Annotated in this window: 8 protein-coding genes; 2 read left to right on the plus strand and 6 right to left on the minus strand. The window is 68.1% G+C overall.

The genetic code is table 11. The features are described from left to right. Nucleotides 1–6: 6 nt before the first annotated feature. The 4 genes from ABD974_RS06155 to ABD974_RS06170 are packed head-to-tail and all read right to left on the minus strand — an operon-like array spanning nt 7 to nt 7,381. On the minus strand, nt 7–1,830 hold the full coding sequence (locus tag ABD974_RS06155) for an alpha/beta hydrolase-fold protein (RefSeq protein ID WP_345302424.1): 1,824 nt from the start codon (nt 1,828–1,830) through the stop codon (nt 7–9). 23 nt (nt 1,831–1,853) lie between these two features. Then, nucleotides 1,854–2,567, minus strand: a complete 714-nt coding sequence (locus ABD974_RS06160; protein ID WP_345302425.1) for a DUF6445 family protein — start codon at nt 2,565–2,567, stop codon at nt 1,854–1,856. 9 nt (nt 2,568–2,576) lie between these two features. Continuing rightward, the gene (locus ABD974_RS06165; protein ID WP_425562639.1) at nt 2,577–4,622 is read right to left on the minus strand and encodes a glycoside hydrolase family 97 protein; all 2,046 of its coding nucleotides are present in this window, start codon (nt 4,620–4,622) and stop codon (nt 2,577–2,579) included. Between the two features lie 32 nt (nt 4,623–4,654). Then, entirely contained in the window at nt 4,655–7,381 is a 2,727-nt protein-coding gene (locus tag ABD974_RS06170; protein WP_345302427.1) for an alpha-1,6-glucosidase domain-containing protein, read from the minus strand. 103 nt (nt 7,382–7,484) lie between these two features. Here ABD974_RS06170 and ABD974_RS06175 point away from each other — a divergent pair, with 103 nt between their 5' ends. After that, the gene (locus tag ABD974_RS06175) at nt 7,485–9,029 is read left to right on the plus strand and encodes a tryptophan halogenase family protein (protein WP_345302428.1); all 1,545 of its coding nucleotides are present in this window, start codon (nt 7,485–7,487) and stop codon (nt 9,027–9,029) included. A gap of 255 nt (nt 9,030–9,284) precedes the next feature. Further along, the gene (locus ABD974_RS06180) at nt 9,285–10,775 is read left to right on the plus strand and encodes an MFS transporter (RefSeq protein ID WP_345302429.1); all 1,491 of its coding nucleotides are present in this window, start codon (nt 9,285–9,287) and stop codon (nt 10,773–10,775) included. 210 nt (nt 10,776–10,985) lie between these two features. Here the strand turns inward: ABD974_RS06180 and ABD974_RS06185 are convergent, their stop codons facing one another. Together ABD974_RS06185 and ABD974_RS06190 are read right to left on the minus strand one after the other, a co-directional pair. After that, entirely contained in the window at nt 10,986–12,017 is a 1,032-nt protein-coding gene (locus tag ABD974_RS06185; RefSeq protein WP_345302430.1) for a LacI family DNA-binding transcriptional regulator, read from the minus strand. 79 nt (nt 12,018–12,096) lie between these two features. Then, nucleotides 12,097–13,548 carry an MFS transporter gene (locus ABD974_RS06190; RefSeq protein WP_345302431.1) on the minus strand — a complete coding sequence of 484 codons (1,452 nt, stop codon included), beginning with the start codon at nt 13,546–13,548 and terminating at the stop codon, nt 12,097–12,099. Nucleotides 13,549–13,741 lie beyond the last annotated feature (193 nt).

The raw sequence follows: 13,741 nt of genomic DNA on the forward strand, positions 1-13,741 counted from the left end.
AGGCCCTCAGCGCTCCGGCGCGAGCAGGAAGCGCAGCGGAATCTCCACCCGCGCGCGCCACGCGGTCTCGTTGTGTTCGGCACCCTCGAAGCTGCGCGTCATCCACGCGCCGCCTTCGCGCCAGCCGGCCTTGCGCATCGCGGCGTCCATCCGCTGCTGGTAGGGCGCATAGCGCGCATCCAGCGCCGCGGTGCCGTGGTCGAAATACAGCCGGTGCGTTCGACGGTCGGGCAGATGCGCGGCCAGCCACTCGACGACGCAGCCGTCGCAGGCCGGCCAGTGCGTGGACACCGCACCGGCGCCGCCGAACACCTCGGGATGGGTCGCGATCGCATACAGCGAGATCAAGCCGCCCATGCTCGAGCCCATGATGGCGGTGTCGTCGCGCCCCGGGCGCGTGCGATAGCGCCGGTCGATGAAGGGTTTGAGTTCTTCGACCAGGAAGCGCAGATAGTCGTCGGAGCGGATGTCTTCGACCCGTCCGATCGCCCCCCCTTCGATGCCGCTGCCGACGGTGTCCGTGCGCACCGGCGCCTTCGGCATGTACTCGGCGAAACGCAGCGGCGAGTTCCAGACGCCGACGACGATGGCCTCGCGGACTTCGCCGCGTTCGATCAGCCGGGTCATCGCGCCGTCGATGTCCCAGTCGACGCCGGTATAACCCAGCGCCGGATCGAACAGATTCTGGCCGTCGTGCATGTACAGCACCGGATACCGCCGCGCAGGATCGCGGCCGTACGAGGGCGGCAGCCAGACGTCGACATCGCGCGCACCGACATGCCGCGACGGCACGCGCTGCCAGCTCTCGGTCGTGCCGGTCGCGTTCAGCGGCGGCGCGTGCACGGCGTATGCCCAGCGCAGGAACACCGGCAGCATCCGCGCCCACGACGCCTGCGCGTGCCTGCCGCCGGCGAGCACGAACAGCGACGCGTCGGCACGCGTGCCTTTGGCGGCGTGATCGAGATTCACCGAATGACCGAGCTGACGCAGGCCTTTCGCGCGAGGCTCCGCTTCGCCGGACACGCGCCAGCCGTCGATCAGGTCGCGGGTGTCGTCGAGCACGTCGATGACGCCATCGGCGTCGCGGTCGTCGGTTTCCTCGGCATCGCCGACCGCGAAGAAGAACTTCGACCCGGGGTGATACTGCCCGGCCGCGACCATGCCTTGCGCGAACCGGCTGCCCTGGATGCCAGCGATCTCGTCAGGCGCCGGCGACAGCCACAGCGACGGCGAAAATGCGCCGACATTGGCGAAGACGTCGGGATACTGCCAGCCGAGGTTGAGCGCGTTCGCGCCGCCCAGCGACCAGCCGAGGATCGTGCGCGCTTCCGGGCGCGCGCGGGTGCGGTACTGCGCGTCGATCGCCGGCACCAGCCGTGTCGCGACCCACTCGGAATAGGCATGCGCCTGCGTGCCGACAGCGCCGACGCGCAGCGGCGACACCAGGCTGCGCTGCGCCGCGCGATCGGAGAAGCCATACGCGCCCATGCGATCCTTCGGCATGTCGATCGCGACCGCGATCAGCGGACGGACCTCACCGCGATCGATCAGACCGTTCATCGTCGCCTGCAGCGCGATCGCTTCCGCATCCTGCCCGTCGTTGAGATACAGCACCGGATAGCCGACCGACGCCAGCGGGTCGTAGCCGTTCGGCAGGAACACGCGCACGCGCAGGCCGTCTGGCGCAAGCTCGGGGACGGGAATGCGCAGCGTGTCGACGCGCGCGCGGTCGTTGCGCATCGCGGCGTCCTGCGCATGCAGCGCGGGTGTCGCGAACAGCGCGAGCAGGATCGACAGCGCGGTGGTGCGGAACACTCGTATGCGACGCATCGAAGGACACTCCATCGAAGGGATCAGGCAGGCGCCAGATTGCGCCGACAGGTGAAAAAGCCGTTGAGACTGAGCCGCCCGGCGCGCGGATCGCGCGACAACAGTTCCGGATGCGCGATCTCGCCGCTGTGGAACAACGTGCCTTCGTAGAAGATCATCCGGTTGTAGCGCGCGGGCACGGTGAGGATCTTCTCGAACCAGTCGTTGGACGCGGTCATGTAGCCGGTCGCGATGCCGTATCGCGCGCGGAACGCCTCGGCGTCGAGGTTGCCGGCATCCGCGATCATCGGCAGGATGACTTCGGGCGGATGCTTCGGCGCATAGAACGTCGTGCCGCCGAGGCGCACATCGCGGAACAGATACAACACCGAGGCCACGATCCGATGCTGCGGTTCGACGCTCAGGCGGTCGACATGGCAGATCGACTGCGACGGCGCCAGCCGCTCCGGCGGGGTCGCGGTGATCGCCAGCCGGCTGTACATGCGGTCGGTGCGGCGCACGTCGAAGGCGCGCCGCAGATGCCGGGTGAAGAACGCATCGAGCTGCGCGGAAAACCCATCCGGCATCCGCAGCTCGGGCCCCGGGTACGCGTTGTGGCGGGTCTCGACGAACGCATCGGCATGCGCCGCCGCCAGCGCCACCAGCGCATCGGGATCGAGCAGCGCATCGTCGATCACATGACAGACGTGACGTCCGGCGATGGGCACGATCTCGATGCGCGGATTCGGGTTGAACATGACGGCGTCCTATCGCTTCGGCACGAACCGGATCGCCTGGCCGCCGCCCGCGCCCAGCCACAATGTCAGCGTCTCGGTGCTCTTCACCTCGCGGGTCTCGCGCTTGAACGCGAATCGGTTGGACCTGTAGTCCGCGCCGTCGCCGTCGCGGTAGATCTGCGCGATGTAGGTGCGGCCGGGATCGAGAAAGCCCAGCGGCACCGACAGCGTGCGCGCGGTTTCGTCGGTCACGCTGCCCAGATACCAGTCCTCGCTGTTGCGATCCTTGCGCACGATGGTGGCGAAGTCGCCGACCTCGCCGTCGACGACGCGGGTGTCCTGCCAGTCCACCGGCACGTCGCGGATGAACCGGAACGCGTCCATGTGCTGTTCGTAGTGCTCGGGCAGATCGGCGGCCATGTGGATCGGACTGTAAAGCACCACGTACAGCGCGAGCTGGCGCGCGAGCGTGCTCTGCAGCGGCTGGCCGCGCCCTTCCAGGCTGAGCACGCCGGGCGTGAAATCCATCGGGCCCGCGAGCATCCGCGTGAAGATCAGGTTCGGCTCGTGCTCGGGCGGATTCGGCGGATTGCCCCAGGCATTGAATTCCTGGCCGCGGGCGCCTTCGCGCGAAATCCAGTTCGGATACGTGCGACGCAGGCCGGTGTCCTTGATCGGTTCGTGCGCGTTGATCGCGACGCGATGCTTCGCGGCCGCCTCCAGCACGCGCTGGTGGTGGTTGCTCATGAACTGGCCTTCGTGCCATTCGCGCACCACCGGGCCGCCGACCGTGTCCTGGCGTTCGATCTGGCCGGCATCGCAGACGTAGCCGGTCTTCACCGCGTCGATGCCCAGGCGCGCGAACAGTGCGAACGCCCGGTCCATCTGCCGCTCGTAGTGCGACACCGCGCAGCCGGTCTCGTGATGGCCGATCAGATGCACGCCCTTCGACTTCGCGTACGCGGCCAGACCTTCGAGGTCGTAATCGGGCGTGGGTTTGCTGAAGTCGAAATCCCAGCCGTTGGCGAACCAGTCGCCGTCCCAGCCCACGTTCCAGCCTTCGACCAGCACACCGCGGAACCCGTATTTCGCGGCGAAATCGATGTAGCGCCGGGTATTCGCGGTGGTCGCGCCGTGCTTCGGCCCGGTCGCCCAGCTTTCCCTGTCGAGATGCAGCGACCACCACACGCCCACGTATTTCGATGGTTTGAACCAGCTCACGTCGCCGAGTCTGTTGGGTTCGTTGAGATTGAGGATCAGGCTGGATTCGACCAGTCCGCCGGCGCGATCGGCGATCTGGATCGTGCGCCATGGCGTCGCGAACGGCGCGCGGCGCACGACCTTGGCCGGGCTGCCCGGCGTCAGCGCGGCGCGCAGCACGCCGCCGTCGCCCTTCGCCAGATTCATGCCGGCGTAGTCCACCAGCGCGGCCTCGTGGATCGAGAGATGGGTGCCGTCTTCGGTCCGCAACGTGATCGGAGTCTGGGCCATGCCCACTTCCGCCAGCGGCGTGCGGGCGTAGAGATATTCCTCGCGGTTCCATTCGAACGCCGGGTTCCACCACGCGGTCGCCGGACGCGCGATCGCGAACTCGGTCAGCTCTTCCTGGATCTGCACCTCGTCCAGCGCCGGCTGCTTCGGAAACTCGTAGCGGAAGCCGAGGCCGTCGTCGAACACGCGCACCACCACGTCGAAACGGCGGCGGTCGCGATCGCGCTCGACGAAGCGCGCGCGCAGTTCGTTGTAATGGTTGCGGACGACGCGGCGCTCGCCCCAGGGCAGCTCCCAGGTCTCGTCGACGCTGCGCGCCGACTGCGAGTCCAGCGCGATCCCGCGCAGGAACTGGCGTCCGTTGCGCAGGATGAAGCCGAGCCGCGAATCGCCGATCAGCGGCTGTCCCCTGCGCGCCACGCGGTAGGCCAGCCGGCCTTCGCCGCTGACATCCAGTTGCACCTGGAGCGTGCCGTCGGGCGAGGCGACTTCGGCGACGGTGGCCGCCTGCAGCGGCAGCGCGATGCACAGCGCGAGCGCCGACAGGACGGCGATGCGGAACGGAAGACGGTCGCGGCGGCGCATGGGCATTCCTCTTCGAAACGTGGGGTGGCGACTCATTCGACGACGTAGACCACCGCACTGCGCGCGGGGATCATGAAACGACCGCTGGCGGGGTCGTGACGCGCAGCCTTCGGGCGATCGTCGGCGGCCGTGGACGCGCGCTGCACCGGATGCAGCACGTAGGGCTTGCCGACCTCTTCGGGCAGCGTCAGCGTCTGCGCTTCGGGCGAGACGTTGATGAGGTACAGCACTTCGCGGAACGCGGCGCCGGTATACCCCGTACCGTCGAGATGCGCGGCGAACACCGCCGGATTCTGCCCGGGCCCGGTGTTGCGGAACGACAGGCGCGCACGCACGTCGTCGGTGCTGCGCAGGCGGAACAGCGTGGAGCTCGCGCGGATCCGCAGCAGGTCGCGGAAGGCATCGCGCATCCATGCGATGTCTTCGGGCCGCGGCGCGATGCCCGCGTCCGCCAGCGCCGGCCGCATCCAGGGCCAGTCCTTCGCATTGTCCTTCGCCGGCGGCAGCCCCCTGCCGAAACCGTTGTCGGTGTACGACCAGTCGAGGCGATTGAAGGCGTCGCCGGAATCGAAACTGTTCTTGTCCAGCGATTTCGAACGCAGGATGTCGATGCCGGCGTGGTAATAGGCCACGCCCTGGCTGAAGGCGGTGAAGGCGACGCCGAGCATCTGCACCCGCGCGCGGTCTTCGCGCGAGGTCGCGCGCGGCAGCCGCAATGCGTTGAGATCGAACAGGGTCATGTTGTCGTGGTTCTCGACGTAGTTCACGACCTCGCCCGGCTGGCTGGCGTAGCCGGCGGGCTGTCCCGCGTAGTCGAACTTCGATAGGGCACGCACGACGCCGTCGGCGCCGCGCAGTTCGACCTCGCGCAGGGTGCCGGCCAGACCGATGCGTGCCAGATCGGCGGCGCGCAGCAGATCGACGCGGCGATCCTTGCCCGCGTTGAAGTCGTTCGGCGCGTGGTGCAGGCCGTTGAGCAGGCCCTGGTTCGCGACCAGGCCCTCGCCGCCGTCGCAGCATCCGCCGCCGCGCAGGGCATCGCGGGCGCGGTCGCTGAAGGTGGCGATGCCGCTGCCGTTGAGCGACCGCTGCGACGCCTGCACGAAGCGGGCGCCGTCGGCGATCTCGCCGAAATTCCAGCCTTCGCCCAGCAGCGGCACGTGGCGACCGGCGGCGGCGTCGACCGCGACCTGCAGGCGTTCCATCGCCGCGCGCGGCTGGTGCCCCATCAGATCGAAACGGAAGGAATCGATGCGGTAGTGCTTCGCCCACAGCGCCGCCGAATCGATCATCAGCTTCGCCATCATCCGGTGTTCGGTCGCGGTGTTCTCGCAGCAGGTGGAGCGTTCGACCTTGCCGCTCGCGTCGAGGCGGTGGTAATAGCCCGGGACGATCCGGTCGAGTACCGATTTCCCGTCCTGGCCCGACGCGAAGGTGTGGTTGTAGACCACGTCCATGCCCACGCGCAGCCCGGCGGCATGCAGCGCCTGCACCATCGCGCGGAATTCGCGCACCCGCGCAACGCCGTCGGGTTCGAGCGCATAGCTGCCTTCGGGCGTGCTGTAGTGATACGGGTCGTAGCCCCAGTTGAAACAGTCGCGCGCCGCGGTCGCGGCCATCGCCGCCTGCTGCGCATCGCTGTCGGGCGCGGCGTCGGGAATCCGCGGTTCGATGCAGCCGCGTTCCGGCACCGTCGACAGATCGTAGACCGGCAGCAGATGCACATCGGTGATGCCGGCCGCGCCGAGCGCGCGCAGATGGCGCATGCCCGCGGAGGCCGGCTCGGTGAAGGCGAGATACTTGCCGCGCCACGGCGCGCGCACGCTGGCGTCGTCGCGGGAGAAATCGCGGACGTGCAGTTCGTACACGCTCATGTCGACGTTCGCGGCCAGCGGCGGCGGCCGCGATGCGTCGGCCCAGCCCGCGGGCCGGGTGTCCGGCGCATCGAGATCGAGCGCCACGCTCTCCTTCGAATCGGCGGTGAGCCCGACCGAATAGGGATCGGTCACGCGGTTGCGGACGATGCCGACGCCGGGCACGAAAACATCAACCAGATAAACGTAGCGGCGACCGTGCGCGCTGCCGGGCAGGTCCAGCGTCCACACGCCGGTGGCGTCGTCGCGCCGCGCGGCGAACGCGTCGCAGGCGCGCGTGCCCGCCTCCAGACAGACCGCGACCGACCGCGCGGTCGGCGCCCACAGCGCGAAGCGGGTCGCGAAATCCTCCGCGCCCGGCGGCGGCCCGAGCCGATGCACGCCCAGGGTCGCGTCTTCCGCCGCCGCATACAGATCGTCCAGCGCGCCCGGCAGCTGCAGCGCGGTCGCATCGAGGATCCGGCCCTGCGCATCCTCGCGCACCAGCAGGAGTTGGTCGCGCAGCAGCGCGGGCACCTGCACGACAGCGGCGTCGGGCAACACCAGACGCGGGCCGTCACCGACGAAGCGGAAGCGGTCGGCCAACGCCGTGGTCATCTCGACCTTGGCCAACGCCAGATCGATATGCGCATCCGCGCCGCGTACGACGTCTCCGGTGGCGGCGCGCAGGCCGGCGCTCGCGGAGCGGTACAGCCGGAAGCGTCCATCGACCGCGGCGCCCGGCCACTGGATCAGGCGTCGATCCAGCCAGTAGGCGCGGGCCTCGCGCGCGGGTTCGGCGGCCGCCTGCAGCACGGTCGCGTGCGCCGTGCGATCGCAGGCCGCGCGCAGGCCGTCGTCGGCACGAACGCCGTTCGATGCGAACGCGAATGCAAGCAACGGCATGAATACGTATGCAGGCGACCGGCGGCGTGGGCGCTGCGTTGCGGGATGACCGAAGCCGGCAGGGATCGCATACTTGTCGCGCATTTCAACGGGACTCCACTGCATGAGCACCTCTTCCGACGCCGTCACCGGCCAGCCTGCCGCAGAACGCGTTTCGCAGATCGTCATCGTCGGCGGCGGCACCGCCGGCTGGATGACCGCCGCGGCGCTGTCGAAGGTCCTGGGCCGATCCTATTCGATCCGGCTGGTGGAATCCGAGGAGATCGGCACCGTCGGCGTCGGCGAGGCGACGATCCCGATGATCAAGCTCTACAACACCGCGCTGGATCTGGACGAAGCGGAGTTCGTGCGCGAGACGATGGGCTCGTTCAAGCTCGGCATCGAATTCGTGAACTGGGGCCGGCTCGGCGACAGCTACATCCACGGCTTCGGCAAGATCGGCCAGGACCTGGGCCTGGTGCCGTTCTACCAGTACTGGCTGAAGATGCACCAGGCCGGCAAGGCCGCGCCGCTGGACGATTATTCGATCAACACCTTCGCCGCGCGCCACAACAAGTTCATGCGCGCGGTGACCGACAGGCCGAACTCGCCGCTGGCGGACATCGCCTACGCCTACCACTTCGACGCCGGCCTCTACGCGCGCTTCCTGCGCCGCTACGCCGAAGCGCGCGGCGTGGTGCGCACGGAAGGCAAGGTCATGGGCGTGGAGCAGAATCCCGAGAGCGGCTTCATCGAAGCGATCACGCTGGAGAGCGGCGAGCGCGTGCCCGGCCAGCTGTTCGTCGACTGCTCCGGCTTCCGCGGCCTGCTGATCGAACAGACGCTCAAGACCGGTTATATCGACTGGACCCACTGGCTGCCCTGCGACCGCGCCGCGGCCGTGCCCTGCGTGCGCACCACGCCGCTCACGCCCTACACGCGCTCCACCGCGCGCGACGCCGGCTGGCAGTGGCGCATCCCGCTGCAGCACCGGGTCGGCAACGGCCACGTCTTCAGCAGCCGCTTCATCAGCGAGGACGAAGCGGTCGCGACGCTGATGGCCAAGCTCGAAGGCGAGGCGCTGGCCGAACCGCGGGTGCTGCGCTTCGTCACCGGCAAGCGCAGGAAGTTCTGGAACAAGAACGTCGTCGCCATCGGCCTGGCCAGCGGCTTCATGGAACCGCTGGAATCGACCAGCATCCATCTGATCCAGTCCAGCATCGCGCGGCTGACCGCGTTCTTCCCGCACGCGGGTTTCGACGAAACCGACATCGACGAGTTCAACGCCCACTCCGATTTCGAGTTCGACAAGATCCGCGACTTCCTGATCCTGCACTACCACGCCACCGAGCGCGACGACACGCCGTTCTGGAACTACTGCCGGACCATGGACGTGCCCGAATCGCTCACCCGCAAGATGGCGCTGTTCAACAGCAACGGGCGGATCTTCCGCGACAGCAGCGAACTGTTCGCCGAACCCAGCTGGATGCAGGTGATGCACGGCCAGCGGATGACGCCGCGCGGCTACCACGCGCTGGTGGACGTGTATCCGGAGGAGAAGATCGTCGAATACATGGCCGGCATCCGCGGCGTCATCGCCAACTGCACGCGGGTCATGCCCACCCACGAGGAATTCATCGCCAAACACTGCGCGGCGAAACCGATGTGACGCGGGGCGGCGGACGCCGCCTGAAACTGTCTGCCGCATGCGCGGGCACATCATGCGCGGGAACGTCCGGCCGGTCGGGAGCGCGACGATGCCACGCATGCGCCGCCCGCGAACGTCGCGGCGATGCGCGAAACGATCTGAATACGTTTGCATGCGCGAAATGCTGCACTGCAACGTGCCGCGCACGATGCGCACGGGCATCGTAGCCGCGCGACGATGCGCGGCCGCGCACGTCATGCCCCACAGGACCCCACGATGACCTCGAACGCGACGCCCACGCACCAGAAACCGCAGCTGTCGTTCTGGCAGATCTGGAACATGTGCTTCGGTTTCCTCGGCATCCAGTTCGGCTTCATGCTGCAGAACTCGAACGTCAGCCGCATCTTCCAGACCCTCGGCGCGGAAATGGACGCGCTGCCGGGGCTGTGGATCGCGGCGCCGCTCACCGGCCTGATCGTGCAGCCGATCATCGGCTATCTCTCAGACCGCACCTGGACCCGCCTCGGCCGGCGTCGCCCGTATTTCCTGATCGGCGCGATCCTCGCGTCGCTCGCGCTGTTCGTGATGCCGAACTCGTCCGCGCTGTGGATCGCCGCCGGCACGCTGTGGGTGTTGGACGCCTCGCTGAACATCTCGATGGAACCGTTCCGCGCCTTCGTCGGCGATCAGCTGCCGATGTCGCAGCGCGCGAAGGGCTATGCGATGCAGAGCTTCTTCATCGGCGTCGGCTCGGTGGTGGCGGGCCTGCTGCCGTGGGTGCTGGAACGCTATGGCGTGGCCAACACCGCGCCCGACGGCGTGGTGCCGGACACGGTGCGCTACGCGTTCTACGCCGGCGGCGCGGCGATCCTGCTGGCGATGGGCTGGACGGTGCTGCGCACCCGCGAGTATCCGCCGGACGAGCTGTACGCCTTCGACGAAACGCCGCCGCTGTCCGCGCACGCGATCGATCCGGCGCGCATGCGCGGCCACGGCCTGATCTGGCTGGCGGCCGGCGCCGTCTTCCTCGCCGTGGTCGCGTTCTTCGCGCTCGACAAGATGCTGTATGTGCTCGGCGGCATGCTCGCCGCCTACGGCCTGTGCCTGATCGCGGCGAACGTGTTCCGCGCGGACGGCGGCTTCGCGACGGTCGTGTCGGACATGTACGCGCTGCCGGACAACATGCGCCGGCTCGCGTGGGCGCAGTTCTTCTCGTGGTTCGCGCTGTTCGCGATGTGGATCTACACCACCAGCGCCGTCACCCAGCTGCACTACGGTACCTCGGACACCACGTCGGCGGCCTACAACACCGGCGCCAACTGGGTCGGCGTGCTGTTCGCCGCATCGAACGGCTTTGCCGCGGTGGCCGCGATCTTCATCCCGATGATGGCGCGCCGGCTCGGCCTGCGCTGGACCCATCTGATCAACGTCTGCCTCGGCGGCCTGGGCCTGCTGTCGATCACCGTGATCCGCGATCCGCAGTGGCTGCTGCTGTCGATGGTCGGCGTGGGTTTCGCCTGGGCCTCGATCCTGTCGCTGCCCTACGCGCTGCTGTCCGACAGCGTGCCGGCGCAGAAGATGGGCGTGTACATGGGCATCTTCAATTTCTTCATCGTCATCCCGCAGCTGGTCGCGGCCAGTCTGCTGGGCTTCCTGCTGAAGACGTTCTTCGGCAATCAGCCGATGTACGCGCTGGTCATCGGCGGGACGTGCATGATGCTCTCGGGGCTGCTCACGCTGCGGGTGCGCGAGCCGAAGGCGCATTGACGGCGGCGACGCCGACACGACGCACTTGCCCACACGCCTGTCCGCAGCGCGATCCGGAATCCACGTATCGAGATCGCATGCTTTTGTAGGAGCGCCGGCTTTCAACAGCCGAATGGCTGATCAATACTCTCTGGAATTCATCGCGCCTTCCGGCGCTCCCACAAAAGCCGGGCCATCCTCGCCTGCGTTGCGATGCGGTGCGTCTCGACCCTACGCCCCGCTCGACCGCCGCACCACCAGCTTCGCCGGCAGCATCTGGCTCTGCGCGGCATGGCCGTTCACCAGCTTGAGCAGGGTCTCGACCAGCAGCTCACCGGCGTGGGCGGTGTCCTGATAGACGGTGGTCAGCGGCGGATTGCAGAAACGAGACATCGCGATGTCGTCGAAGCCGACCACGGCCACGTCCTCGGGCACGCGCAGACCGTGTTCGAGCAGGGCGCGGATCGCGCCGATCGCGATCAGGTCGCTGGCCGCGAACACCGCGTCGAACAACACGCCGCGGCCGAGCAGCGCCTTCGCCGCCTCGTAACCTTCTTCCTCGGAACTCAGCGCATCGACCTGCAGCGCCGGTTCTTCGGCGATGCCCGCCTCGCGCTGCACGAGTTCGCAGCCGCGGTAGCGCGCGTGGAATTCCGGATAGTGGCTCGACGCATCGCCGAGGAAGGCGATGCTGCGCCGGCCGAGACCGATCAGATGTTCGCCGACCAGGCGGCCGCCGGCGAAATTGTCGCAGCCGATCGACACGCCGGGCTGGTCCGGCAACACCGCGCCCCAGCGCACGAAATGCGTGCCCTGCTCGACTAGGCGTTCGAGTTTCGGACGGTAATCGACGTAATCGCCGTAGCCCAGCAGGATCAGGCCGTCGGCCTTCATGCTGTCTTCGTAGTCGGCATGCCAATCGTCCGAGAGCTGCTGGAACGACACCAGCAGGTCGTGATGATGGCGCGCGCAGGCGCGGGTGATCGAGCCCAGCATCGACAGGAAGAACGGGTTGATGTTCGATTCGTCCTCGGTCGGATCCTCGAACAGCAGCAGGGCGAGGGTGCCGGCGCGCTGGGTGCGCAGACTCGACGCGCGGCGGTCGACCTTGTAATTGAGTTCCTGCACCGCATCCAGCACGCGTTTGCGGGTTTCGGCGTTGACCAGCGGACTGCCGCGCAGCACGCGCGAAACGGTGGCCTGCGACACGCCCGCACGGTGGGCGATGTCGACCGAGGTGGCCTTGGTTTTGCGAAGCGCCATGGGGCTGTCCGATCCGGTGCAGACCTGAAGTGTAGTCAGGTCGGGGCGTGCGCGCACGCGCCGGCCCGCAGCGATCGGCTCAGTGGCCGCCTGCGGCCGACGCGGTACCGTGGACGTGCGGCGTGCCCTGCTTCACCGCCAGCCACGCCAGCGCCGAAACCAGCATGCAGCCGCCGCCGATCGCGAACACCAGCGCCTTGTTCTCCAGCTGCGACAGCAAATAACCCACGCCGAGACTCACCGCCAGCTGCGGCAGCACCACGCTGAGATTGAACACGCCCATGTACAGCCCGATCCGCGCCGGCGAAACGGCCTGCGAGAAGATCGCGAACGGCAGGCTGACGATCGCGCCCCAGCCCAGGCCCATCAGGCCCATGCCGACGTACACCGCGACGTGGCTGTACCCGAACAGGTAGACGAAGCCGAAACCCGCGGCCATCGTCGCGAGGCTGGCCGCATGCACGCGCACTTCGCGGAAGCGCAGCGCCAGCGGACTGAGCACCAGCGCCGGCACCACCGCGGCGACCGCGTTGAGCGACAGGAAACTGAAGGACATCAACTGCCCGGTCGCGTCGTCGTCCAGTTGCGGAAAACGCTGCTGCACGAAGCCGATCATGAACACGAACAGGGTCTGCATGCCGAACCAGCTGATCGCATGCGCCGCCAGCACCTTGCGGAAGCCGGCGATGTCCTCGCGACCGTCCAGCGTCTGCTTCTCGGTCAGCGCATGCAGGATCAGCGCCAGCGCCAGCACGCCGAACACCGCTTCCAGCCACAGGCCGTGCGCCTTCACGCCGGCGAGCTTCATGCCCATCGCGATCAGCGCATACACCGCGAACGCCCACAGCGGCCGCATGAGCAGCAACAGCGCGCCGACGCCGAGCTTTTCGGTCGACGCAGCGGTTTCGGTGTGCGCCAATCGCCGCGGCTCTTCCACCAGCAGCGCCGGCACGATCGAGAACACCAGCGCCAGACCGGCGCCGAAATAGATCAGCGCGACATTGCCCCAGATCGCGCCGATGGCGTACGCGAGCACGCCGAAGGTGCCGGAGACCGTCTGCATCCAGGTATAGCCGGCGGTACGCTTGGGCCCTTCGGGCGTCACGTCGGTGATGAGCGAACGGGTCGGGTTGAAGCCGAGGTTGATCGACAGATCCAGCGCCAGCGCGACGGTGATCGCGACGCCGAGGATCGCGTCGAGGCCCAGCGCCTTGTCGATCGCGCCGATCGAGGGCAGGGCCAGCAGCATCAGCGAGGTCAGCACCCCGCCGACCACGATGAACGGGCGCCGGCGCCCGCCCCACAGCCAGACGTTGTCGCTGATGATGCCGATCAGTACCTGGCCGAGGATGCCCGCCAGCGGACCCGCGGCCCAGACGATGCCGATCTCGTGGATGTTCAACCCGTATTGGGTGGACAGCAGCCAGCTCAGCGCGGAGATCTGCACCGCCAGCGCGAAACCCATCGCCGTCGACGGCAGGCTCAGCAGCATCAGGAACGGCAGCGACAGGCGTTCTTGCATCCGCAGCATGGGCGGTCCTCCCCGGGTGGTGCCGCAGCATAGCCCGTGGGTTCCGCGACTGGCATGAATACGGTTGCTGTTGCGGTGCAGCATGGCCGCCCGTCGTGGCCGCGCGACCTTCCGGCGGATCGCGGCGCGGTTCGTGTCGGTTGGACGGAATCGACGACGACGACGCGGCTATCCTGCCGCGATCATCGGAGCG

This window comes from Lysobacter hankyongensis (assembly GCF_039543145.1).
Lineage (GTDB): Bacteria > Pseudomonadota > Gammaproteobacteria > Xanthomonadales > Xanthomonadaceae > Lysobacter_I > Lysobacter_I hankyongensis.